The sequence below is a fragment of the Anaerobranca gottschalkii DSM 13577 genome (genome assembly GCF_900111575.1).
GTDB classification, from domain to species: Bacteria; Bacillota; Proteinivoracia; order Proteinivoracales; family Proteinivoracaceae; genus Anaerobranca; species Anaerobranca gottschalkii.
The window spans coordinates 1-26,515 of record NZ_FOIF01000022.1 but is presented as its reverse complement, the minus strand read 5'-3'; the positions used below and the strand labels follow the sequence as shown (position 1 = coordinate 26,515).

The 26,515-nt window shown below is 34.7% G+C and carries 19 protein-coding genes, 1 other RNA gene and 1 riboswitch; of the genes, 2 read left to right on the top strand and 18 right to left on the bottom strand.

Annotation, left to right across the window (positions count from 1 at the left end):
- Positions 1 to 72: 72 nt before the first annotated feature.
- Entirely contained in the window at positions 73 to 456 is a 384-nt protein-coding gene (locus BMX60_RS06765; RefSeq protein WP_091350602.1) for a CBS domain-containing protein, read from the bottom strand.
- A gap of 150 nt (positions 457 to 606) precedes the next feature.
- A riboswitch (Lysine riboswitch) is annotated at positions 607 to 784 on the top strand.
- An 83-nt stretch (positions 785 to 867) separates the two neighbouring features.
- On the opposite strand from BMX60_RS06765, the gene BMX60_RS06760 reads away from it, so the two are divergent.
- Positions 868 to 2,466 (top strand): Na+/H+ antiporter NhaC family protein, encoded by a 1,599-nt coding sequence (locus BMX60_RS06760; RefSeq protein WP_091350600.1) that lies wholly within the window; start codon positions 868 to 870, stop codon positions 2,464 to 2,466.
- Positions 2,467 to 2,507: 41 nt separating this feature from the next.
- Here BMX60_RS06760 and BMX60_RS06755 read toward each other — a convergent pair whose 3' ends face one another.
- The 5 genes from BMX60_RS06755 to rnr form a co-directional block, all read right to left on the bottom strand.
- The gene (locus BMX60_RS06755) at positions 2,508 to 4,886 is read right to left on the bottom strand and encodes a Lon protease family protein (RefSeq protein ID WP_091350598.1); all 2,379 of its coding nucleotides are present in this window, start codon (positions 4,884 to 4,886) and stop codon (positions 2,508 to 2,510) included.
- Positions 4,887 to 4,997: 111 nt separating this feature from the next.
- Positions 4,998 to 6,050, bottom strand: coding sequence for a potassium channel family protein (locus tag BMX60_RS06750; protein ID WP_091350597.1), 1,053 nt, complete (start codon positions 6,048 to 6,050; stop codon positions 4,998 to 5,000).
- 334 nt (positions 6,051 to 6,384) lie between these two features.
- Positions 6,385 to 6,735, bottom strand: a transfer-messenger RNA (tmRNA) gene (ssrA, locus tag BMX60_RS06745).
- Positions 6,736 to 6,803: 68 nt separating this feature from the next.
- Entirely contained in the window at positions 6,804 to 7,256 is a 453-nt protein-coding gene (smpB, locus tag BMX60_RS06740; protein ID WP_091350595.1) for an SsrA-binding protein SmpB, read from the bottom strand.
- A gap of 138 nt (positions 7,257 to 7,394) precedes the next feature.
- Positions 7,395 to 9,506 (bottom strand): ribonuclease R, encoded by a 2,112-nt coding sequence (rnr, locus tag BMX60_RS06735; RefSeq protein WP_242945728.1) that lies wholly within the window; start codon positions 9,504 to 9,506, stop codon positions 7,395 to 7,397.
- A gap of 130 nt (positions 9,507 to 9,636) precedes the next feature.
- On the opposite strand from rnr, the gene BMX60_RS06730 reads away from it, so the two are divergent.
- Complete coding sequence (locus tag BMX60_RS06730) at positions 9,637 to 11,196, top strand: hypothetical protein (RefSeq protein WP_091350592.1); 1,560 nt, start codon at positions 9,637 to 9,639, stop codon at positions 11,194 to 11,196.
- On the opposite strand, the gene BMX60_RS06725 is transcribed toward BMX60_RS06730, so the two are convergent.
- The 12 genes from BMX60_RS06725 to BMX60_RS06670 all read right to left on the bottom strand — a co-directional run bounded on the left by BMX60_RS06725 (position 11,197) and on the right by BMX60_RS06670 (position 25,993).
- A complete protein-coding gene (locus tag BMX60_RS06725) occupies positions 11,197 to 11,748 on the bottom strand; it encodes an HDIG domain-containing metalloprotein (RefSeq protein ID WP_091350591.1) in 552 nt (183 codons plus the stop codon).
- 33 nt (positions 11,749 to 11,781) lie between these two features.
- The gene (locus BMX60_RS06720) at positions 11,782 to 14,016 is read right to left on the bottom strand and encodes an SEC-C metal-binding domain-containing protein (RefSeq protein WP_091350589.1); all 2,235 of its coding nucleotides are present in this window, start codon (positions 14,014 to 14,016) and stop codon (positions 11,782 to 11,784) included.
- A 34-nt stretch (positions 14,017 to 14,050) separates the two neighbouring features.
- Entirely contained in the window at positions 14,051 to 14,785 is a 735-nt protein-coding gene (locus BMX60_RS06715; protein ID WP_091350587.1) for an alpha/beta hydrolase, read from the bottom strand.
- Positions 14,786 to 14,911: 126 nt separating this feature from the next.
- Complete coding sequence (locus tag BMX60_RS06710; RefSeq protein WP_091350585.1) at positions 14,912 to 16,426, bottom strand: AbgT family transporter; 1,515 nt, start codon at positions 16,424 to 16,426, stop codon at positions 14,912 to 14,914.
- A 153-nt stretch (positions 16,427 to 16,579) separates the two neighbouring features.
- A complete protein-coding gene (locus BMX60_RS06705; protein WP_091350584.1) occupies positions 16,580 to 18,559 on the bottom strand; it encodes a sodium-translocating pyrophosphatase in 1,980 nt (659 codons plus the stop codon).
- Positions 18,560 to 18,646: 87 nt separating this feature from the next.
- Positions 18,647 to 18,880 (bottom strand): preprotein translocase subunit SecG, encoded by a 234-nt coding sequence (secG, locus tag BMX60_RS06700; RefSeq protein ID WP_341423137.1) that lies wholly within the window; start codon positions 18,878 to 18,880, stop codon positions 18,647 to 18,649.
- Positions 18,881 to 19,074: 194 nt separating this feature from the next.
- Positions 19,075 to 20,358: a phosphopyruvate hydratase gene (gene eno, locus BMX60_RS06695; RefSeq protein WP_091350581.1), complete on the bottom strand. Its 1,284-nt coding sequence runs from the start codon at positions 20,356 to 20,358 to the stop codon at positions 19,075 to 19,077.
- Between the two features lie 23 nt (positions 20,359 to 20,381).
- Complete coding sequence (gene gpmI, locus BMX60_RS06690; protein ID WP_423230157.1) at positions 20,382 to 21,902, bottom strand: 2,3-bisphosphoglycerate-independent phosphoglycerate mutase; 1,521 nt, start codon at positions 21,900 to 21,902, stop codon at positions 20,382 to 20,384.
- Positions 21,903 to 21,910: 8 nt separating this feature from the next.
- A complete protein-coding gene (tpiA, locus tag BMX60_RS06685; RefSeq protein WP_091350577.1) occupies positions 21,911 to 22,660 on the bottom strand; it encodes a triose-phosphate isomerase in 750 nt (249 codons plus the stop codon).
- Positions 22,661 to 22,671: 11 nt separating this feature from the next.
- Complete coding sequence (locus BMX60_RS06680) at positions 22,672 to 23,853, bottom strand: phosphoglycerate kinase (protein ID WP_091350576.1); 1,182 nt, start codon at positions 23,851 to 23,853, stop codon at positions 22,672 to 22,674.
- A gap of 63 nt (positions 23,854 to 23,916) precedes the next feature.
- Positions 23,917 to 24,924 carry a type I glyceraldehyde-3-phosphate dehydrogenase gene (gap, locus tag BMX60_RS06675; RefSeq protein ID WP_091350574.1) on the bottom strand — a complete coding sequence of 336 codons (1,008 nt, stop codon included), beginning with the start codon at positions 24,922 to 24,924 and terminating at the stop codon, positions 23,917 to 23,919.
- A gap of 52 nt (positions 24,925 to 24,976) precedes the next feature.
- Positions 24,977 to 25,993: a sugar-binding transcriptional regulator gene (locus tag BMX60_RS06670; RefSeq protein ID WP_091350572.1), complete on the bottom strand. Its 1,017-nt coding sequence runs from the start codon at positions 25,991 to 25,993 to the stop codon at positions 24,977 to 24,979.
- Between the last annotated feature and the right edge of the window lie 522 nt (positions 25,994 to 26,515).

Here is a 26,515-nt window from a genome sequence, read left to right as displayed (position 1 = left end):
AATAACTTCTAAAATCTTGCCTCCACTAAAATGGATATTAAAAATATAATAAAATCCCCAAACAGGGGACTTTTACATCAAAAAATTTTTGATACAATAATCAACTATATCTTCTATAGATAAAATACCCACTACCTTAGTCCCTTCAATTACTGGCACTGCAATAATATCATTTTCCCTAATAGTTTTAGCAGCAGTTAAAAGGGAATCTTCCGGTGAAACAACTACTATTTCTTTAGTCATCACCCAATCTACAGGGCAAACCTCGTAATGACCAGGTTCGATTAAAAATCTATAAATATCTGCTTTAACGACTATTCCAATTAAGTTCCCTGAGCTATCTACTACCGGCATGCCGTTAATATTATTGTTATTCATTATTTGTAAAGCTTTTTCCACCGTTTCTTCCTTTTCTACAGTAATAACGTCCTTTTTCATCAAATCTTTAACCTTCATCAAAACCACCTCCTGATGTATACATTCAACATTAGGATAGTTAAATCCTGCTTAATAGTCTTAATTTACTAAAAGTTTTGACCTTATAAAAACCCTTGACATTTTTCCAATTCTGTTGCAAAATAAAGTTCGTGTAAAACTTAATATGGTAAAGATGATAGAGGTGCGGTGTCTAATAGTACTATATCTGAGGTAAGCACAATGAGGGTATAGGAAAGGAGCCATCGCCGAAGCATAGAGTCGATGCTTTAAGACTCTATAGCTGGTTCTGCATAGAAGATATGTAGAACTGTCACAAACCTGAAGTTTGTGGAGAGCTATCATAAAAGGTTAGTCATTTTTATTATGCCTATATACCTTTTTCATTGATAGTCTCTCCTCCAAAAAACAAAATTAAGGAGGAGTTTTTTTATGCCAGAAATTTTTACCCTATTACCACCTGTGGTAGCCATTTTATTGGCCTTTATTACAAAAAATGTTTTGTTTTCACTTTTTATCGGGGTATTGACAGGAACTTATCTAATAAGCCTTCATTCCCATGGATTTATACTTAGCTTTTTTTACGGTTTTTTAGAAGTTATCAATATGATTCTCTCTTCCTTGGCAGATCCTTGGAATGCCGGGGTAATCCTTCAATGCCTGACTATTGGAGGGTTAATTGCCTTAATCTCAAAAATGGGAGGAGCAAAGGCAATTGCAGAATCACTGTCTAAAAAAGCAAAGTCTGCAAAGAGTACCCAACTTATAACTTGGGTTTTAGGACTTTTCGTTTTTTTCGATGATTATGCTAATTCCCTAATCGTTGGACCGATAATGAGACCTGTTGGAGATAAAATGAAGATCTCTAGAGAAAAATTAGCCTTTATCATCGATGCCACCGCAGCCCCTATTGCTGGTATTGCCATCATTTCTACCTGGATTGGTTATGAAATCAGTTTAATTAAAGATGGTTACGCCAGCATTGGACAAACTGTTAATGCTTATGAAGTCTTTATTCAAACAATACCATATAGGTTTTACAATATTTTTATCATGGCATTTATCATTTTAACAGCTGTTTTAGCCAGAGAGTTTGGCCCAATGTTGAAAGCAGAGAAAAGGGCGAGGAATTTAGGAAAAGTTTTAGCCGATGATGCCAAACCCCTCCTTTCAACAGAAAACTCAAGTATTCAAGAAAAAGAGGGAATAAAGTTAAGTATTTGGAATGCCATTATCCCTATTAGTTCTTTAATCATCTTTGCCTTTTTAGGATTTTACTATAGTGGATATACCGAGATAATGTCAGGAGATGAGCTGGAACTGATTGAGATGATTAAAAATAGTCCTCTAGCTTTCTCTACATTAAGGGAAATTTTTGGTGCTTCAGATGCCAGTATCGTTCTTTTTCAAGCTGCCTTTTTAGCTAGTATAATTGCAATTGTCATGGCAGTATCCCAGAGGATAATGGGTATAGGGGAAGCTATCGATACATGGTTAGAGGGAGTAAAGTCTTTAATAATTACCGGTGCTATCCTTTTACTAGCTTGGTCATTGTCCGCTACTATAAAAGAGTTGGGAACAGCTTCTTACTTAGCTAGTATTTTATCAGGGACATTGCCTAGTTTTCTCCTCCCTAGTTTAATCTTTGTATTAGGAGCAGTGATTTCCTTTGCTACAGGTACATCCTATGGAACTATGGGAATCCTTATGCCTTTAGTTATCCCCCTTGCAAATACAATGTCCTCTGACCCTACCTTGATCACAATTAGTATCGGTGCTGTATTAACCGGTGCTATTTTTGGTGACCATTGTTCACCAATTTCCGATACTACCATTCTTTCATCAATGGGAGCTATGTGTGATCACCTCCACCATGTTAAAACCCAGTTGTATTATGCAATAACAGTAGGTATTGTAACGGTAGTAGCAGGTTATTTACCAGTTGCTTTAGGAATACCTGTATGGATTTCTCTATCCTTAGGAATTATTAGCTGTTTCCTTTTAGTGAGGTTTGTAGGAAAACCTGTTTAATAAATACCCCTTCAATCTAAGTTAGATTGAGGGGGTATTCCTTATTCCGTCTTTCCTAACTCTTTCAATTTCTTAGTAATCAAATAGTTTAATGTTCCTTCTGGGTATTCTCCCCCTTTATCTTTCTCTCCCATCGGTATCCCTGTTAAAATTTCCATTCCTTGATCAACGTGACTTATGGCATAAATATGAAACTCATTTTTCTTTACAGCATCAATAACTTCCTCTTTTAACATAAGGTTATTTACATTCTGTACTGGAATGATAACCCCTTGCTTACCAGTTAAGCCCTTTAACTTACACACATCAAAAAAACCTTCTATTTTTTCATTTACTCCTCCAATCGGCTGAATTTCACCCTTTTGATTTACAGAGCCTGTTACTGCTATAGATTGTTTAATAGGCACTCCGGCGATACTGGAAAGTATGGCATATAACTCAGTGCTAGAAGCACTATCACCATCAATCATAGAATAATTCTGTTCAAAGGAAATACTAACCGTCAAAGACATCGGTTCCTTTTGAGCATACCTATCACCAAGAAAACCACTAAGGATTAGTACCCCTTTATCGTGAAGGCTGCCACTTTTTTTCACTTCCCTTTCGATATTGATAATTCCAGGTTTGCCTTTATATGTTGAAACTGTAATTCGACTAGGTTTGCCAAAACTGTATTCTCCAGTTCCCATAACCACTAATCCATTGATTTGTCCTACTTTTTCACCATCTACATCAATTAACAATGTTCCTTCTTTAAACATTTCATTCAACTTTTCTTCATATTTACTATTCCTATAAATTTTTTGTTGTATAGCCTTATCGACATGAACTTTAGAAATCACCTTTGCCCCATCTAGTTTTGCCCACTGATCAGCTTCATAAAGGATTTCCACAATTTGATTAAAACGGGAGCTGAGCTTTTGTTGGTGATCTGCAAGCCTAGAACTGTATTGGATAACCCTTGCAACACCTGATTTATCAAAATGCTTTAGCCCTTCCTTTTCACAATGGGTTGCTATAAATTTTGCCATCTTATAAATGTTTTCCTGATTTTTAGTCATTTCAATATCAAAATCTGCCATAATTTTAAAAAGTTTTCTAAAGTCTTCATCTAAATTATATAGCAAATGATAAGTGTAAAAATCTCCAATTAAAATCACTTTAATATCTAATGGAATTGGCTCTGGCTTTAAACTTGAGGTGACAATATATCCCATCATTTTGTTTAATGACTCTATATTTATTTCTCCAGTCTTTAAAGCCCTCTTCAAACCTTCCCAAGAAAATGGTTGAGTCAAAACCTCCCTAACATTTAGAATTAAAAAACCGCCGTTAGCCAAATGAAGGGAACCAGGTTTAATTTGGAGAAAATCAGTTTTTAGAGCACCCATCTCACTCTTATATTCAACAATACCTAATAGATTATATAAAGTTGGATTAGTTTCATGGATTATCGGTGCATGTTTTAATTCCGAATTATTTATAAAGAGATTAACTTTATACCTATTAAAGAAAGATTCATCGGTTTTAATTGGTATTTGAAAAATTTGAGCTAATTCCTCTTTTCCTTCTTTTTTCTTAAATTTTGTTATGTTTTCTAAAATATCCTTTTGTAATTCTTCTATATATTCCCTAACTCCTTCTTTCTGCCCATATCTTTCTTCAAGTTTTTTAATATGGTAATTAAGCAAATTACTAACTACTTCTGTATCTAATAATTTAAAAAGTTCTCTATAATGGTCCTCTAACCCTTTCAATTGATTAAAGAATTCTAAGGTATCTAAATTTAATTTATTTGACCGTTCCCTTAAGTCCTCTATTTCCTTTGATGAAAGATTATTGTATTCTTCTCCCTTCATAGGGCGACCATCTATCAAGGGGATTGTCACTAAACCTTGTTCTGTTTCCTTAAAAATGAATCCATACTCCAGAGCTTTTTCATTCAACTGGTCAATTATCTCTTGATTTTTTTGTTGATAATCCTTTAACAGCTCATTTCTCTTAACTTCATAATCTGTTCCAGTAAAGGCCACGGGGATATCATTCCGTAACTTTTCTAACATTTCTTCTATATCTTTTTTAAATTGAATCCCTAATCCAGCCTCCATATTTAAGGCCTTTGGTCGATCTGGATTTTTAAAATTGTAGACATAGACCCAATCATCAGGTTTAGGCATTTCTTCTGCCAACTTTTCTGTAATGGAAAGGGAATAACTGCTTCTTCCAGTACCACTAAGACCAGCTATATAAATGTTATAACCTTTTTTCTTCATCCTCAATCCAAAAGCTAAAGCTTCTACTGCCCGTTCCTGTCCTATAATACCCTTCAAAGGCTCTAAATCTTCTGTAGTTTTAAAATCTAAATTTTCAATATTACAGTGACTAGTTAACTGTTCAGGAGTTAAACGATATTTTTCCAAAACCTTTCCCCTCCTCTCTTAAATTATTTACTGTTCACTACTACTAGATAAAATATAACTATTCAAAAATGGTTACAAAAATTCATCGGAAATAATTTAAAATTAAAGTAATCATTTAGAACATTTGATGAAAAAATTTCCTGGATTTCTTTCCCCAGTATCTCCTGCTATTTCCCGCAACTTACCAATTTGTTCTTCCCTTCCTAAAACAACCATTACATCACCTGGATTTAATACATCATTTGGGCTAGGATTGAAATGGAGCTGATTCTCTGCTCCTTTTTTTATAGCTAAAACAATAAGACCAGTTTTTTCTGGAATTTTAGCATCTTTTAATTTTGTTCCTGCTAATTGGGAATCACAACAAATTATTACATCTTCTAAATCTAATTCCACATCCCCTGCATGGGTAATGATATCTAAAAAAGAAATTATGGTCGGTTTTAATAACAAAGCTGCCATTCTTTTCCCTTCTATTTCATTAGGAGAAATAGTGTTATTAGCTCCTGCTCTGATTAACTTTTGTCGGGAATTTTTTTCTATTGCCCTGGATATGATGTATAGATCTGGGTTCATTTCCCTGGCAGTTAAAACAGTGAAAACATTATCGGCATCTGTGGCTAAGGTTGAAATTAACCCTTTGGCCCATTTAATTCTGCATTTAGCTAAATCATCTTCATGGGTAGCATCACCCTGTAAAGCCAAAACCCCTTCTTTTATCAGTTCATTTACCTTTTCTTCTCTCCTATCTATAACTATAAAAGGGACTTTAGCTTTCTGAAACTCTGTGATGACACTTTCCCCTGTATCTCCTGCTCCACATAAAATATAGTGATCTTTTAATTGTTCAATTTTCCTCTGCATTTGTCTTTTCCTCCACATTTCATTAAAAATGCCTTCTATTAAATAAGCTCCGATACTTGTAAAAATATAACCTACCATCCCTAATCCTGAAAAAATCACAAAGATAGAAAATAATTTAGCTGTTGGAGTCATTTCCGCCACTTCACCATAACCTACAGTGGATATAGTGATCACAGTCATATATAAAGCATCTATCAGTGAAACATCTAATAAGTAACTGTAGCCGATAGTAGCTAAAAAAATAAAGGTAAGCAATAAAAACACTATAAAATAAAAACGTTTTTTCTCAATTATGTTCACCTATTTACTTCATCTCCTTCTATAATATTTATTTGAATATCTATATATATTAGTTTTCTCTAATTCTTCCTAAAACCCTGCTTAAAAACAAAAAAATCTGGATAGCCAAAAATTCTTCATCCAGATTTTTTATTTCTTTAACCTTTAATTACTTTATCAGCTGCTAATTTACCTGTCATAACACAGGTAGGAACACCTGCTACCACATGAATTTTAGTTTCAAAAGACCACCCTAAAATAGCACCACCACTACTAGCGTTTCGCCTTTCTATACTTATAGCAAAAAAAGCCTTGATTTACTCAAGGCTTTACAGATCGTATCAATATAAATTTATGGTGGAGGCGAGGGGAGTCGAACCCCTGTCCGAAGGCATCTCAACAGCAGTCTCTCCGAGCGCAGTCTCTACTTTGAGTTTCGCACCTTTAAGCCTCTAGAGACAAAGTCTTAAAAGTGCTAGCTTCTAAGTTTCCCTATCAAACCGAAGCACTTTTGATAGGTAGTCTGCTGGTTGTGACGCCTTATTCCCCAGTTGCAGACAAACCGGAGATAAGACGGCTGCTTAATTAAGCAGCGTAAGCTAAATTTTTGTTAGCGTTTATTTTAAAGTTCCAGTTTTTTACGAGGCCCTGGCCCTCGGCTCGCTACTCCTGCATCAACTACCCCCGTCGAAACCAGTACGCCCCCATGTTTGGGCTGTATTGGTTTTTAAGTTCCTTAACTTATATAATAACATTTTTACTCCCTTTTGTAAACTAAATTTTTTGCCTTTCTCTAAAGGCTTTTTCAATTTCCCTCTTTGCCGTTTTCTCAGCAATAGCTGCCCTTTTATCATGGAGTTTCTTACCTTGAGCAAGGGCTAGTTCCATTTTTACCCTTCCCTTTACAAAGTATAGTTTTAAAGGAATTAAAGCTAAGCCCTTTTCCCTAGTTAAGCCAAATAATTTATTTATCTCCCTTTTGTGTAGGAGGAGTTTTCTTTCCCTTAATGGCTCATGATTAAAACGGTTACCTTGTTCGTAAGGACTTATATGCATCCCATAAACAAAAGCCTCACCATTGTCTATCCTTACAAAAGAGTCCTTTAAATTAACCCTGCCATTGCGGATAGACTTAACCTCTGTTCCTGTTAAAACAAGGCCTGCTTCATATGTTTCTTTTATAAAATATTCATGTCTCGCTTTTCTATTTTCTGTTATAATTTTCATTTTTTCACCACCTCAAGGGAAAAATAGGACAAAACCTACATAAAGGGGTAGACACACGGCGGGTACCGTGTGTCCGGGTAAAGGGTTAATGGGTATAACTTTGGGGTAACTTTATAGTATCATAATATGAGAAATTTTTCAAGGGGATATTAAAATAAAATCTATATTTTTTTCTTCTTTATTTACCCTTGCTACCCTAATTTTAACTTTGTCCCCTAATTTATAGGTTTTTCTAGTCCGTTCCCCTACTAAAGAATAGGTCTTTTCATTAAAGTGATAATAATCATCTATTAATGTACTAATGTGAACTAATCCTTCTACTGTGTTTTCTAATTCCACAAACATACCGAAATTGGTAACGGAACTGATAATACCTTCAAAGGCTTCCCCTAAATGCCTTTCCATGTATTCCACTTTCTTTAAATCTAATGTTTCCCGTTCCGCCTCTTCTGCCTTCCGCTCTTGTACTGAGGTATGAAGGGCATAAATAGCCATATTTTTATTTAAGTTTTTGATCCTCTTTTCCGTTAATTGACCGGTTAATAACCACCTTAAAATCCGATGAACTATTAAGTCTGGATAACGGCGAATAGGTGAAGTAAAGTGGGTATAATATTGGGCTGCTAGACCAAAGTGACCTAAGTTTTCCCCACTATATTTAGCTTGTTTCATTGATCTCAAAACAACTGTATTGATAATTTTTTCTTCTTTTTTTCCTTTTACTTTTTTCAAAAGCTCTTGGATAGCTTTAGGATGAAGATTATCTGCAGAGCCCTTAATATGATAACCAAAATTATAAATAAACTCATTTAAAGTAGTGATTTTTTCTAAAGCTGGTTTTTCATGGATTCGATAGATAAAGGGAAGTTCCATACGGGCGATGTGTTCTGCCACCGTTTCATTAGCAACTAGCATAAATTCTTCAATAATTTTTTCCGCAACACTTCTTTCCCGGGGCACAATTCTAACAGGTTTACCTTCACTATCCAATTCTACCTTTGATTCAGGAAAATCAAAGTCAATTGCCCCCCTCTTCATCCGCCGATTATTTAAGATTTCCATCAATTCATGCATTTCCCTAAACATCGGGATTAAATCCTTATACCGTTGAGAAGTTTCATGATCATTATCCACCAAAATTTTATTGACCGCTGTATATGTCATTCTTTCTACAGTCTTTATTACTCCTTGAGTAATATCGTATTCCACAACTTTCCCCGTTGGATCTATTTCCATCTCTAATGATAAAGTCAATCTATCTATTTTTGGATTTAAACTACAAATTCCGTTAGATAACTTTTCAGGAAGCATAGGGATTACCCTATCTACTAGGTAAACGGAAGTACCCCTGGAATAAGCTTCTTTATCTATTTCGGTATTGGGCTGAACATAATAAGATACATCGGCGATATGGACACTTAAGTAGAAGTTACCATTATTCTGTTTTTTTACGTAAACGGCGTCATCTAAATCTTTAGCATCTTCACCATCTATAGTAACTATAGGTAAGTTTCTAAAGTCTTTCCGGTTTTTTAAGTCTTGTTCCCTTACTATTTCCGGTACATCCTTTAATTCCTCTAAGACACTTTTAGGAAACTCCATAGGTAATTTATGTTTAGCCATAATAGCTAAAATATCAATACCAGGGGCATTTTTGTTCCCTAGCCTTTGAATAACTCTACCTTCTGGATTTCGCCTTGGTTCTGGCCATCTTGTAATTTCCACAACAACTACATCATTATTTTCTGCACCAGCGAAATCACTTTTAGAAACAAAGATATCTTGAGCAATCCTTTTATCCTCAGGTATCACAAAACCAAAATTACGGCTTTTAACAAAAGTACCAACTACAGTAGTATTGGCCCTATTAAGAATCCGGATAACTTCTCCTTCTTGTTTCCCTATAAATCCACCTTTATGTAACCTTACCACAACTTTATCATTATGCATTGCTCCATTAAGATCAGTGGAACTTACATAAACATCATCTAGATCAGGATTTATGGGGGTTAAAAAGGCATAACCTTTAGGGTTCCCCTGCAAAATACCTACAACTAGATTCATCCGTTCTGGAACGCCGTATCGATTTGCCCTTGTTTTAATTATTTCCCCTTCCCTTTCCATATCCTCTAAAACATTTTGAAATATGACAATTTCTTCACCCTTTAGCCCTAAAGTTGATACCAATTCTTCTAATGTCAAAGGTTTATACGCTTCTTCTTTCATGAATTGCAATATTTTTTCTCTCATAGTAATCCTCCTAATATTATATTGAAAAAATATAATTTATTTTTTTTAATAAAAAAGGAATTTTTTATTTTTTCCTGAATAGATTTTAACAAATAAACTTTTATTATTTGTATTAAGGTGGTGTAATGGAATGAACCTTTACCGTCCCTTTATTTCCAGCTTCTACTCTAGGTTTTTAGGTCTATTTACCCAAAAAATCACTAAACTATCAGCTAAAATCTACCTGACAGAAAAAACAGGATTGGTAGAATTTGAAACTACCATTAAATTTAGACCAACTAATAATAATCAAACTATCCACTTTTTATTATCCCGTGACTGTAAACCCTTTGAAATTAACTATCTCGGGCTCCCCCTTAAATTTAAAACTAAACCTCTGAGATTTCTTAATAACATTCAGCTGTTAATTATAGAGCTGCCCATAAAACCTAGCATTTCATTAGATTTAACCTTAACTTTCAAATATTATTGTTCCCAAAGTCAATATATTTCTTTCAATAGTGAAAGTATTTTAATTGATAATAGAGGTAGGTTATTCCCTTATACACCGGAAGATGGAAAATATTATTCAGAAGTTAATTTAATTATTCCCCAAAGCTTACACATTATATCAGGAGGTAAAATAATTAGAAAAACCTTAAAACACAATGGGCAACACCTAACTATTGGTGGAGATAGCAGTAACCTTTCATTTATTATGACCCCTAGTCTAAAAACAACGGAAACGATTGGTGATATTACTATAACTTTATTGTATCCCCGGCAATATCTCAATCAAGCAAGAACATTAATAAACCTAACTAAATTAATAGTCCAAAAATACCTTGATAACTACGGTAATCCTAATAATTTACTGATAAATATTGCTATAATACCAGGGGATTTTGAAATTTATTTCGATGGAGATAATATAATAATTCCTACTAGTTTATTAGAGAGAATAAAAGAAGAAGGGAAAAACCCTAAAGAACGGGAAAAACTTTATTTTATCAATCTAGTTCACCAGTTAAGTAAATATTGGTGGAACAACTTATCCTTAACCCATCCCGATGAAATATGGTTACTAAATGGAGTTACTAAATATTCTGCTTTGTTAACAATCAAAGATACATATGGTGATGAATGTTTCTACCAAATGATAGCAAAACTCCAACAAAATTATGTAAATAGCATCGGCTACAGGGAAAATATATCAATAATAAAAAGTTCCTATGGTCTAGGAAGAGACTGGGAAATCAATTATCCTTTAAATGTTCTGCTTATCCATACCCTTAATTTCCTATCTAATGGCAAAATTAATCAAATACTTCAACAAATAAAACAAGAACAGCAACTAAGTTGGACTAAACTTATCACTCTAATAAATAAAAAATATGACCTTGACCTTAAATGGCTAACTGACAATTTTATTAAAAAACACAGCAAGTGTTCCTTAGAATTAACTAAAGTGGAATGGGAAAAAAGTGAATTTAAAGGTAATTTTTTAGAAAAAAACAAAGGGTGGAAAGGACCTATAGAAATTCTTCTAGTCTATGAAGACAACGAAACTTTGTATAAGTGGGATGGATTGACTTTGATAAAGACTAAGGAAGATATAAAGAAAATAATTATCGATCCTAATTTATATATCCCGGGAAATACTTCTGGGGTAGTTTATGAAAATAACTTTTTAAAGGAAGTGAGCTTATAATTATAACCCTAACTCCCGATGTTTTTCCTGCATTCCCTTTAATCCTATTTGGATAAATTCTTCTAAAGAAAAACCAAATTCTTTACAACTTAGTATCTGCTCCCGGTTAGCACCTTTGGCAAAATGTTTTTCAGCAAATCTATTTAAAACAAATCCAGTATCGATAGAATTTAGTTTTTTATCAGGATGTATTAAGGCACTGGCTACTATTAAACCAGTAAGGGGATCAGCGCTGTATAAAGCTTTATCTAAGTTGGATTTTCTTGGAAATCCATGGATTTCATTATGTACTTTTACTGCGTAAACAATATCTGGATCAACTCCATGGCTTTCTAAAATTTCAGCTCCAATAATACTATGTTTATGGGGTTCGTTATGTGTTAAATCATAATCAATGTCATGAAGTAAACCTGCTAGACCCCATTTTTCTTCATTTTCTCCTAAAACTTTAGCAACCTGGGCTAAAACAAATTCTGTCGCTAACATATGCTTAATCAAATTTTTATTTTTAACATATTGGTTTATTAACTGTATACCCTGATCTCTATCCATCTATTATTAACTCCTTTCTTTTCTCTAAATTCCTTAATCCTGCAAATCTTTCCAAACCCTTTGCAACCAATCTAAAGCCTTCTTTTCCTTTTGCCAAGCACTTTTAGCAAAATAACTGTAAATAATCCCTTCATCTTCTTCTCCAGGTAAATAACTTTCAGGTAATTGATGAGGTATCTCCTTTTTTCCTAACAGATAATAGGGAACATATGTGTTACTTTTTATAGCCTTTCTTAGACTTTTATCAGCTCTAGGTGTTCCTTGTTCAAAAAATCTTACTAAAGCATCATTATACAATGCCTCAACTCTACTATCTCTATTATATTTTTGTAACCATTTACGGGCATTCCCAATATCACCTTTTTCTACAAGACATGGAACAAGAATATGTCTAACCCCTTGGTTATCATTTGGATTTAATTCCAACAGTTCAATAAAATGTGTTATCGCTTCATCTAACCGCCCCATTTTACGATAAGTGTTTGCAAGTCCAAATTTAGCCCGCATATATGGCCTAGTTATAACCATACGCCAAAAATGCCCTTTTAATTCTGCAAATAACTCTTTTCCTAAATCCTTTGCCCCCTCTTCAACACCTTTTTGATAAAAAGCCAATTCTTCTTCTAAGGATTTAGCTTGATGTTCTGCTAGCAAAACATATGCATCGGCATTTTGGGGGTGAATTTTCAAAGCCTTTTTAGCTAACTTTATTTTTTCTTTAGGACTGTCAACTTCCCAAGCATCATAAATTATTAACTGTCCTTTAAGATTCTTAGGTAAAGATTTTAAATACTCCTGAGGATACCCTTCTTTCATAACCTTATCCATAAATAAATTTATTTCTTCATGGGAACTAAAGTTTCGCTGCTCAGATATATATGCCATTAAAGCTAAATGTCTTTCAGTTATAGGTCGATTTGCCAGTGGTGATGTAAAGAGAATTTGGGATTTCTTAGATAAAGAAGTAACTTCAGCTATAAATTTCTCTATCAGTTGGTTATTTCTATTTATTGTACTAGGTGAAACTCCATACTTATCTGCTAACTCCTTTTGAGAAGATTTGTAGTGATAATTAAAAGCTTCTCCTAAATGATACTCCAACGCAGCCGCCCAAGTTCCTTCTTTCTTAATCTTTGGTCGTTTTTCCCAAGAATAATCTATCCACATCCTTATAACAGTTTCTACATCTTTTGGAAGATATTGCCCATAGGTTTTGTTTAAAAATAACAAACCCTCATTAATATAAACTTCATCTTCACATTCATATAAAAGAATATTCTCTATATCATGATAGTTCCCTTCCATTAACTCCTCAATGTCGTCGGCATATCGGGAATACTCAATATCTTCATCATCATATAAACCATTTCTAAGCCTTTTAAAAAATTTTTTCAACTCTTTTTGATTTCTATCATTATATATTAAATCTATAGGCTTTAAACCTTTCAACTCTATTTGTGGTGTTAAAAGAAAAGAACGGATTTTCAAATTAATATAGAAATCATTTATAGGATTAATATCTTGATTAATATTATTTAAATCCTTTTCCATCTCTATTAAAGTTTTTATAAGAATAACACTAAATTTTTTCAAAAATCCTTCCCAATCATTACTGGGAAATCCTTGTATCTCAACTTCATTTTTTATAACTGATAAAGTTTCTTTAATATCATATTCTATATCTCCTGAAAAAAAAGCAGGTTCTGAAATAACTGTATATCTATTGTTAAAAGAGAGTAATCTAGCCAATATTATTTCTCCAGGTTCTATATCATAATCTTCGTATTTAACATAAACCTCTTTTTCCTTTTCAGTAAAAATATCTTTTACGATAATCAACAAATCATCTCTATCTTTAACTACATCTTCTACCCGGTAATAAGATATATATGAATCCTTCCATTTTTCTATTTGCCTTAAAACCCGCTCTTTTAAAGTATTTCTATGTTTATTAAGAAATTTTTGAAATAAATTGATCTCACCTTCTAATTCTAAATCAAAAATGATGGATTCTAACAAAAATTGAAACATTTCATTGGGTTGGTAATCATCTTCATCGAACATCAAATCTGGAATGACATCTATTAAAATATCAAAAATTTTTTCCCTCTCCCTATCTATAAATTGTGAAAAAAGTTCAAAGACTTCTTCTATTTCTTGCCAAGTTATTTTAGAAGATAGTACTGTAACTTTTGAGAAACCACAACATTTTTTAAATTTTTTCCCACTTCCACATGGACAAAGTTCATTTCTTCCAATTTTTTTCACTTAAAATCATCTCCTTTTAAAATATAATATCACATTAAATCCTCTGTAAAAATTCCAAAACCTTTTCCATAACTTCTTCCCTTCCTTGTTCTACAGGAATCATATGGCTCCTTTTAGGAAAGTACTTAATTTCTTTATAAGGGGGATTGATTTTCTCAAAAATATATCTAGCACTTTTAGGTTCTACAACCCTATCATCTTCCCCTTGAATGATCAAAGTTGGAACTTTAACTTTTTTCAAGTTATATTTAACGATAAAAATTAATTTTAATAAGCTTGAAACACATTTAATAGGGGTTTTATCATAACTAAAAATAGGGACTCCATAATCAGGCTTTCTAGTTTTAGGCTTATACTTTTGGAAATATTTAAGTATCGGAGTTAAATATGCTTTTTTTTCTGTTAAAAAAATAGGAGCAGAAATAGTAATTATCCCTTCTATTTTGTACTTCATAGCTAAATACAATGCAATACATCCACCCATGGAAAAGCCGACTACAAATACTTTAGAATATTTGCCTTGTAATTTTCTTAAACCTTCTTCTGCACTAGCTACCCAATCTTTCCAACCGGTTTTCTCCATATCTTCTTCAGTAGTTCCATGTCCTGCCAATAATGGGCAATAAGCGGAATACCCTTTTTTATATAAAAACTCCCCTAAAGGAGCCATTTCCGTTGGCGAACCAGTAAAGCCGTGGATCAATAGTACTGCTACTTTTCCGTTACTGTGATATTCAAAAGGGTTTGGATTTTTTTTTGTAATGATCATAATTTTCCCCTCCTCTGATACTATTGAATTTATTATAACTGTTAATATATAGAAAAACAACCCAAAAAATAAAGTCAGCAAAACCTCAATTGGAAGTTAAGCTGACCCTATTTATTTTATTAACTATTATAGAAAAATACTTCCACCTGGACCAATAGGTAGTAAGAGGTAGAACCAAACTATCAACATTAAGGTCCAAGTTATAAGGAACGCTATTGAATATGGTAACATTGTAGAAATTAAAGTTCCAATTCCCACATTTTTATCATATTTCTCAGCAAAAGCAATTATTATAGCAAAATATGGCATTAAAGGTGAAATTATATTAGTTACTGAATCTCCAATCCGGTATGCCAATTGAGTAAACTCAGGAGCATATCCTAGCTGCATAAACAAGGGAACAAAAACCGGTGCCATAATAGCCCATTTTGCTGAAGCACTTCCTAAGAACAAATTGATAAAACCTGTTACGATAACAAACATAACAATTAAAGGAATTCCAGTGAGGTTAATAGTCTGTAAAAACTCTGCTCCTGATACCGCTAAAATAGTACCGATGTTAGACCAGTTAAAATATGCGACAAATTGACCGGCAACAAAGGCTAAGGCGATATATCCACCCATTTCTTCCATAGATTTTGATAAATAAGTAGCTATATCGTAATTATTTCTAACTGTGCCAACAGCTAAACCAAAGGCAATACCTGGAATTAAGAATAACAATGCTATTATTGGAACCATACTTTGGACAAAAGGAGTTACACCTTGGATTAACTGCCCTTGTTCATTCCGTAAAATACCATTTTCCGGTACAGTTAGGAAGGCAAAGAAAGCTACAGTTAATAGTAAAGCTATCAATGCCCAAAGCAAACCTTTTTTCTCCTCTTTAGTAACTTCTTCTAACTTTTCAACAAGTTTTCCTTCATATTTTCCAAGTCTTGGAGCTACAATCCTTTCAGTAACCCAAGTTCCAACAATGGTTATTAAGAAAGTAGATGCGATCATAAAATACCAATTTACTGTAGGCGCTACTGAATAATTAGGGTCAAGGATCCTTGCAGATTCAGCGGTTAAACCGGCTAACAAAGGATCTAAAGTTGATAAAAGTAGGTTTGCGCTAAATCCTCCCGATACCCCTGCAAAGGCAGCAGCTAAACCAGCTAAAGGATGTCTCCCTTTTACAGCAAAGATAATAGCTCCTAAGGGTACTAGCACTACATAGCCTGCATCTGAAGCGACATTGGACATTATTCCAGCAAATACAACGGCAGCGGTTATTAAGCGATCAGGTGCCCCTAAAACCAAGAGTTTAAGCAAAGCTTTAATTAATCCAGTTCTGTCGGCAACACCAACACCTAACATTGCCACTAAAACAGTGCCTAGTGGTGCAAAACCGGTGAAATTACTTACTGCCCTGCTAAAAATATTTTGAACACCCTCCCTAGAAAGAAGGTTTACAGCTTGAACAGTTTCCCCTGTCACTGGATGAATTACAGAAATCCCTAGGTAACTGACAAACCACGATAAAATTAAAGTGATAACAGATAATATGAAGAATAAGGTGATAGGATGGGGTAATCTGTTACCAACTTTTTCTATCCAACCAAGGATACCACCACTTTTAATTTTTTCCTTTTCCAAAACAACATCTCCTCTCCCTTTTAATTATTTAGAATAATTTTTCTATAGTAATAAAATAAAAAAAAATGAAAGAATTGTCAAGTAAAAAAATCAACACTTTTAAAATAAAAGGACAGGTTAGACCTGTCCTTTCAAGTTCTACGTTATATTTAATTAAGAAAATAGCCTTAAGAATAATGGAGCAAACACTAAAGATACAATGGTCATTAGCTTAATTAAAATGTTGATAGATGGACCAGAAGTATCCTTGAATGGATCACCTACAGTATCTCCAACAACGGCTGCGGCATGGGTTTCAGTACCTTTACCGCCGTAAGCTCCACCTTCAATATATTTTTTAGCATTATCCCAAGCACCACCGGCATTGGCCATCATGATAGCCATTAACACACCACTTACTAAGGCACCGGCCAATAAACCACCAAGGGCTTCAGGCCCTAAGAAAATACCTACTACAAGTGGCACACCAACTGCTAAAAGACCTGGAACAACCATTTCCCTAATAGCAGCTGCGGTAGAGATTTCAACACAACGGGCATAATCTGGTTTAGCTTTTTCTTCCATGATTCCAGGGATTTCCCTGAATTGACGACGAACTTCTTCGATCATAGCGAATGCAGCTTTACCCACTGCTTCCATAGTGATAGCAGAGAATAGGAAAGGCAACATACCACCAATAAATAAACCAGCAATAACCGGTGCATTGGTTAAATCTATACCAGTTTCAGTTAAGTTAACAGCTTCGGTATAAGCTGAGAAAAGAGCTAATGAAGTTAGAGCAGCAGAACCGATGGCAAAACCTTTACCAATAGCAGCAGTGGTGTTACCCACAGCATCTAATTGGTCAGTTATTGCCCTTACACTTTTGTCAAGGTGAGCCATTTCAGCAATACCACCTGCATTGTCAGCAATAGGACCATAAGCGTCTACTGCAATGGTCATACCAGCAGTTGCTAGCATACCAACGGCAGCTATTGCGATACCAAATAGACCTGCAAACTTAAAGGCTACTAAAATACCAACTGCAATTACTACTATAGGTAGCATAGTACTCTTCATACCAACTGCTAAACCACTAATAATAGTTGTAGCTGGACCAGTTTGAGATGATTGGGCAATACCTTGAACAGGTTTGTGATCACCAGATGTATAGTATTCTGTAATTCTACCAATAGCCAATCCTGCTACAAGACCAGCAACAATGGCGTAAAACACTCCATTTTCACCGGTTAACCACATATTTAAGAAGAAAGCAACAATTAAAGTTAATCCACCACTAATTACTGTACCCCTTTCAAGGGCAGCACTTAAACTTTTTCCTTCTTTAGCTTTAACGAAGAATGTACCGATAATTGAGAAAACTATTCCAACTCCTGCTAAGAGAAGGGGCAATAGTACACCCTCAATACCAAAGGCTGCGAAACCTAAAACCATAGCAGCGATAATGGAACCTACATAAGACTCAAATAGGTCAGCTCCCATACCAGCAACATCACCGACATTGTCACCAACATTGTCAGCAATAACTGCAGGGTTTCTTGGATCGTCTTCTGGGATTCCTGCTTCTACTTTACCTACCAAGTCAGCTCCAACGTCGGCAGCTTTAGTATAAATACCACCACCGACCCTGGCAAAGAGGGCTATTGATGAAGCACCTAGAGCAAAACCATTAACAATTTGAGGGTCTTCAAATATCAAGTATAAAGTACCTACACCAAATAAACCTAAACCAACAACGGCCATACCCATAACTGCTCCACCGTTGAAAGCAACTTGAAGAGCTGGATTCATACCCTGTTTAGCAGCGTTGGCAGTTCTAACATTAGCTTTAGTAGCAATTCGCATACCAATATTTCCTGCTACTGCTGAGAAAACTGCTCCAACAATAAAAGATATAGCTGTTTGATAGTTAATAGCAAATACTAGTGCCACTGCTACAACTGCAACAAAGTATACTAAGGTTTTATACTCTCTATTTAAGAAAGCCATGGCACCTTCAGTAATGGCATCAGCTAGTTCTTTCATCCTCTCATTACCAACTTCAAGTTTGTTAATACGTTGGGTTAAGATAAAAGCATAAGCTAATGCTACTAATCCTAGAACTGGTGCTAGAATTATGTAGATGTTTTCCATATCCTTTTCCTCCTTACAAACTTTGAAAAATTTCCTAACTAGTACAGAATAAGCACCCCAACATAGGTTAGGGTGGGTGGGTTCATTTTATCGCCCTAATACAAAACTTAAGACTATAGAGCTAACTACAAAGAGAATAGCCACATAAGAAGTTATTTTTGAAAGCTTCTCATTCAAAGTTTTAGTTTTTCCAAAGCTATGTTGACCTCCAATAGCTCCAGAAAGACCAGCACTTTTACCTGATTGCATTAGTACACCGGCAACCAAAGCGATAGCTAATAGGGCGTGTAATATTTTTAATACTAATTCCAAACTCCCCACCTCCTTATTTTTGCTGAGTTAGTTAATAGATAATACCAACACTAATTTTATCATAAGCCTAATTAAATAGCAACTTATCTACTACAAAATTGTAAAATATTGTTATAATTCCTCTTAAGAATAAAGGGAGGACAGGTAAAAATACCTGCCCTATATTGGGATTGTTGCTTAAAATCAAGGCTGTTATTAAATAATTATCTTAAGTTATAGAAAGTGGTTAAACCAGGATATTTTGCAGTGATATCAAGTTCATCTTCAATTCTCAATAATTGATTGTATTTAGCTACCCTATCAGTTCTAGAAGGTGCACCGGTTTTGATTTGACCAGCATTAGTAGCAACTGCCAAGTCAGCTATAGTTGAATCTTCAGTTTCACCAGAACGGTGAGAAATTATGCAAGTATAACCTGCCCTCTTAGCCATTTCGATGGCATCTAATGTTTCAGTAATAGTACCAATTTGGTTAAGTTTAATTAAAATAGAGTTACCAGCTTTTCTTTCAATACCTTCAGCTAATTTTTTAGTGTTAGTTACGAATAAGTCATCACCTACAATTTGTAGTTTGTGACCTAATTTTTCAGTGAATTTTACCCAACCATCCCAATCGTCTTCAGCAAGACCATCTTCGATAGAAACTATTGGATATTTTTCTACTAAGTCAGCATAAAATTCGATCATCTCTTCAGAAGTCTTTACAATTCCTTCTCCTGCTAAATGATATTTACCATCTTTGTAAATTTCAGTTGCTGCAACGTCTAAAGCTAATACTACATCTTTTCCTGGTACATAACCAGCTTTTTCGATGGCTTCCATAATAACTTTAAGGGCTGCTTCATTTGATTCTAAGTTAGGAGCAAAACCACCTTCATCACCTACTGCAGTATTTAACCCTTTAGATTTAAGAACTGCTTTTAGGTTGTGGAAAATTTCAGCACCCATTCTTAAAGCTTCTTTAAAGGATTCAGCTCCAACTGGCATTACCATAAACTCTTGGATATCAACATTGTTATCGGCATGGGCACCACCATTTAAGATATTCATCATTGGAACTGGTAAAGTTTTAGCATTTACTCCACCAAGATACTTGTAAAGGGGTAGACCTAAATAAGCCGCTGCAGCTCTAGCAACTGCCATAGATACACCTAAAATAGCATTTGCACCTAATTTACCTTTGTTAGGGGTGCCATCTAGTTCAATTAGTAAATTATCAATATAAGTTTGATCTAAGGCATCAGCATCTTCTAAAGCAGGAGCAATAATTTCATTAACATTAGCAACAGCTTTTTCAACGCCTTTACCTAAGTAGCGGTTTTTGTCTCCATCCCTTAACTCTACTGCTTCATAAGCACCGGTAGATGCTCCTGATGGAACCATTGCTCTACCTACAGTACCATCCTCTAAAACTACTTCTACTTCTACAGTGGGATTACCCCTAGAATCTAATACTTCCCTAGCGTAAACTTCGTAAATTCTACTCATATCCTTTTACCTCCTTAAATTTTTTAGAATAAAGGTTGACCTGTCATTTCTTCAGGCTTTTCTATTCCCATGATTTTTAAAACAGTAGGAGCTATATCACAAAGGGCTCCTTCCTTTAAATGTATATTATTTCCTATGCCTGCTAATATCAAAGGTACTGGATTGGAAGTATGGGCTGTATGGGGTTTACCTGTTTCTGTATCCACCATTTGATCTGCATTTCCGTGGTCAGCGGTTAACAATACAACCCCACCTTTTTCCAATACCTTTGGTATTACTTTGGAAATACATTCATCAACAACTTCACATGCCTTTACTGCAGCTTCCATAACACCGGTATGTCCTACCATATCTGGATTAGCATAGTTAATCAAAATGAAGTCATATTTTCCCTTTTCTATTTCTTCAATAACCCTATCCGTTACCTCATAGGCACTCATCTGTGGTGCAAGGTCATAAGTGGCAACTTTTGGTGAAGGAATTAATATCCTATCTTCATTTTCATTTGCCACTTCAACTCCTCCGTTAAAGAAGAAAGTAACATGGGCATATTTTTCTGTTTCAGCTATTCTAAGCTGTTTCTTGCCTTCTTTAGCTAAAACTTCTCCTAAAGTATTGGTTATACTTTGGGGCTTGAAAGCTACCGGTACATCTAGTGCTTCATCGTATTGGGTAAAGCAAGTATAATGTACTTTTGGATAAGGTTGTCTTTCAAAGCCGGAAAAATCTTGATCTACAAAGGCCCAAGTTATTTGTCTCGCCCTATCTGGCCTAAAGTTAAAGAAAATTATTGAATGGTTATCACCTATTGTTTTTCCTCCTTTAATGAAGGTAGGTTTAACAAATTCATCGGTTTCTTCTCTGTTATAGGCCATTTCTATTCCTTCTAAAGCTGAATCCGCTTTTAATCCTTCACCTTTTACGTATAAATCATAGGCCAATTTAGTCCGTTCCCAACGTTTATCTCTATCCATAGAATAGTATCTACCACTAATAGTGGCAATTTTACCTACACCTATTTCTGTTAATTTTTCTTCTAGCTGTCTTACATAGGTTTTGGCACTTTTCGGTGGTACATCCCTACCATCTAAAATACAATGGATATATACTTCTCTTAACCCTTTATTTTTCGCCAATTCTACTAAAGCAAATAAATGATTAATATGACTGTGTACTCCACCATCAGATAAAAGACCCATTAAATGAAGGGGAGTGTTATGCTTTAGACAGTTATCTATACTAGCATTTAATTCTAAATTTTGATAAAAGTCACCATCTCCAATTGACTTTGTAATTCTAGTCAATTCTTGATAAACTACTCTTCCAGCCCCAATGTTTAAGTGTCCTACTTCTGAATTACCCATCTGACCTTCAGGAAGTCCTACACTTAGACCACTGGCAGCTAATACAGTATTGGGATAATCCCCTTTAAATTTATTATAAAAAGGTGTATTTGCTTGCTTTATTGCATTGCCCATTTCTTCATTATTTATAGCCCATCCATCTAAAATCATAAGCACTACTGGTTTGGGTATATTCATCATTAATCCCCCTAAAATTTTGCTATTTCTAAAAAGGATTTCACTTGTAAAGATGCTCCTCCCACTAAAGCTCCATCAATTTGGGGCATCTCCATATAAGATGTAATATTTTCAGGTTTTACACTGCCACCATATTGAATTCTAATGGCATCAGCTACTTCTTTGCCAGCTATCTCTTCCACTACTTTTCTGATATAGCCGATAGTTTCATCGGCATCTTCTTTTGTAGCGGATTTACCAGTTCCTATGGCCCAAACAGGTTCATAGGCTATTACTACTTTTTTAATTTCCTCAGCTGTTAAGCCTTTTAATCCTTCAGTAACTTGAGTTTTACAAACCGATTCAGTTTCCCCATTTTCCCTTTCAGACAATGTTTCACCGACACACATTATCGGTATAATACCCACCTCTAAAACTGCTTTTACCTTTTTGTTGACAGTTTCATCGGTTTCTCCAAAATATTGGCGTCTTTCTGAATGCCCTATTATACAATAGTCTACCCCAAGATCTTTTAACATATCAGGAGCCACTTCTCCTGTAAAAGCACCACTTTTTTCGTAATGGACATTTTGTGCTCCTAGCTTAATATTACTACCCTTTAACAAGTTAGCCGCTGTTTCTAGACTGGTAAAGGGTGGACAAATGACTACCTCTACATTTTCTAACTCAGAAAAATTGTTTAACAACTCTAAAATAAATTCTTTTGTTTCAGAGCTGGTTTTATGCATTTTCCAATTACCAGCTATAATAGGTTTTCTCACACTAAAACCCCCTACTTATCTTTTAGACAATCAACACCTGGTAATACTTTACCTTCTAGATATTCTAATGACGCTCCACCACCAGTGGATATATGGCTCATTTTATCAGCTAAACCTACCTTTTCTACAGCTGCAGCAGAATCTCCTCCACCGACGATGGTAATTCCATTACTTTCTGCTAAAGCTTTTGCCACACCTTCTGTTCCTTTTGCAAAGGCATCCATTTCAAAAACTCCCATAGGCCCGTTCCAAACAATAGTTTTTGCTTTAGCTATTCTATCGGCAAATAATTCCACGGTTTTAGGACCGATATCTAAAGCCATCCAATCAGCTGGGATTTGATCAATAGCTACTACTTGGGATTGGGCTTGAGGATCGAATTTGTCAGCAACTACTAAATCAGTGGGTAACAGAAGTTCTACATTTTTAGCTTTAGCTTCTGCTAGTAACTCTTTTGCTAATTCAATTTTATCTTCTTCAACTAAAGATTTACCTAACTCATAACCTTGAGCTTTTAGGAAAGTATTAGCCATACCTCCACCAATTATTAAAGTATCCACTTTCTTTAATAAGTTTTCAATAACACCAATTTTATCACTTACCTTAGCTCCACCAATGATGGCAACAAAGGGTCTTTGTGGATTATCAACGGCATTACCTAACATCTCGATTTCTTTTTCCATTAAGAAACCGGCAACTGCTGGTAAATACTCTGCAATTCCTGCCGTTGATGAGTGGGCTCTATGGGCAGCACCGAAGGCATCGTTGACAAAAATATCAGCAAGGTCTGCCATTTGTTTAGCTAATTCTAGATTATTTTTCTCTTCACCAGGCATAAATCTTACATTTTCTAGTAAAATAACATCACCGTCTTCCATAGCAGCGATAGCTTCTTTAACATCATCACCTACTACTGTCTCAGTGACCTTTACTTCTTTATTTAGATACCCAGATAATTTTTCTCCTACTTTTTTCAAGCTGTATTTAGGATTGAACTCTCCTTTTGGCCTACCTAAATGGGAAGCTAATATTACTTTAGCACCTTTTTCTATTAAATAGTTGATAGTAGGGAGGGCAGCCCTAATCCTTGTATCATCGGTTATTTCCCCATCAGCCATTGGCACATTAAAATCAACTCTAACAAAAACCCTTTTACCACGGGGATCGATATCTCTAACGGTCATTTTATTCATATGATTAAACCTCCTTTATATTTTTTAAGGGAATGGGGAAAGCCCCATCCCCTTTTTCAAGTACTAAATACCTTTTTCAGCCATGTAAAGAATTAAGTCTACAACACGGCAAGAGTAACCCCACTCATTGTCGTACCAAGAAATAATTTTAGCCATATTATCGCCAATTACCATAGTAGATAATCCATCGATGATTGAAGAATATGGTGAACCTTTGTAGTCAGAAGATACTAATGGTTCTTCACTGAAATGTAAAATTCCTTTTAATTCACCTTCAGCAGCTTCTTTTAATACAGCATTGATTTCTTCAGCAGTAGTTCCTTTAGCTAATTCTACAGTCATGTCAACTACAGAAACAGTTGGAGTTGGAACCCTCATGGCGAAACCATTGAACTTACCTTTAAGCTCTGGTAAAACTAAAGCTACAGCTTGAGCAGCACCAGTAGTAGTTGGGATGATAGATTGACTAGCTGCCCTAGCTCTTCTTAAATCATCATGGGGTAGATCTAACAATCTTTGGTCATTAGTATATGAGTGAACAGTTGTCATAAGCCCTTTAACAATACCAAATTTCTCGTGAATAACTTTAGCAAAAGGTGCTAAGCAGTTAGTGGTACAAGATGCATTTGAAATAATGTGATGGTTTGCTGGATCGTAGTCTTTTTCATTAACACCCATAACAATAGTGATATCTTCATTTTTAGCAGGAGCAGTGATAAGAACTTTTTTAGCACCAGCATCGATGTGGGCTTGGCATTTTTCTTTGCTTCTAAATACTCCCGTTGCTTCGATAACTACATCAACACCTTTTTCACCCCATGGGATATCTGCAGGGTTTCTGTGGGCAGTTACTTCTACTTTTTTACCATCTACTACAATGTAGTTACCTTCAGATTTAACATCAGCTTGAAAAGTTCCATAGTTTGTGTCATATTTTAATAGATGAGCTAGAGTCTTAGCATCAGTCAAGTCGTTGATTGCAACGATTTCAATATTAGGATTGTTGTGGGCAATTCTGAACACCCTTCTTCCAATACTTCCAAAACCGTTTATACCTACTCTTACAGTCACAATAAACTCCTCCTTATATTTTTTTATATTTCCACAGCCTATTAGGCTAGGATTAACAAAGTTTTAAAAGCTCCAAAGCTGCCCCTTCATCGGTTATTAAAATATGCTGTTTTTTGCTGGCAGCAATTGATTTAATTGCTTTAGCTTTATCTTTTCCACCTGCAATGGCAATTATCAATGGTATTTTTTCTAAATCTTCTAACCTCAATCCAACACTGTTTGCCTGATGAACTATATTTCCATCTTTATCGAAGTAGTAACCAAAGGCTTCTGCCACAGCTTCCTTTTTTTCTAATAATCTAAGGTTTTCTTCTGAGGTGCCCCGTCTTTTTGCCATTTCTAAGGCATCTCCAATACCATGGATCAATATATTTGCCTTTCTTATAGCTTGCAAAACTTCTTGAATCTTAGGGTCTTCTGTTAATTTTTCCATAGCCTCAGGACTTAAATTTTCTGGCACATGGAGCATTTTGTAATTTCCACCTAGTTGTGTAGCCATAGCAGCTACTATTGTATTTGCTTGAATTTCAACTTTTTCTCCTAATGCCCCCCGACCAGGAACAACTAAAACATTTTTAGATAATTTAGGTAAATTTTCTGGAATAGTAGCGATTGTAGTACCTCCAGTAACTGCGATGATATCTCCATCATTGACAAATCTTTGTAACACTTTTGCAGCAGCTTTACCTAATTCTTTTTTAACTAAAGGATTTTCATTACTATCACCGGGGACAATATTGACTTGCCCTATTCCTAGTTTTATTTCTAATTGCTCTTCAATATTTTTAAGGTCTAATAGCTCTTTGACATAGTCAGCCATTTCCGTTAATAATTCAATTCCTTCTTCAGTAAGATTCATGCCTGAAGGATTCACATTGATAAAACCTTGGGATTTCAGAAAATCTATTTCTGTCCGTAAAACACGCTCCCCTAATCCCATTTGATTAGCTAAGCCCCTTCTACCAATAGGTTGAAGATGGGCAATGGTTCTTAATATATTATGCCTCTTTTTGATAATTTCAATGGTTTCTGGGGCAATTTTTTTCTGTATTTGGATAATTGGCTTCATTAAATGGCCTCCATTCAAACTAAAAAACTTAATTTATTTGGGTCAAATAATGTCCCGTATATTTAATTTTTGTCCCACTATCTTTAAAAAAAATTATCCCCGTCATTTAGTATATGTATTACTACTCCTTTTTACACCTATATATTATCAATATTCCAATTATAAGTCAAGATCTTTTGGAAAAAGATTGTATTTATTAATTCCCGAGTTTTTCACCAAAAAACTAAATAACAACTCAAAAAACCTTGTAATACCAGTAAATACAAGGATATTTTTTTGTCAAATTTTAAACTTTTTCTTGTAATTCTATGTAACTCTATGCTATAATGGTAGTGGGTGATAAACATGTTTTTAAAAAAAGATAAAAGACCAAATGGTAGAATTTATTTATCAATTGTAGAAAGTTATAGAGATCCTCAAACTAAAAAACCTAAGCAAAGAAAGGTAAAGAGTTTAGGCTTTTTGGATGAATTAGAGAAGGAATACGATGATCCCATCGCTCATTTTTCTTTAGTTGCTAAA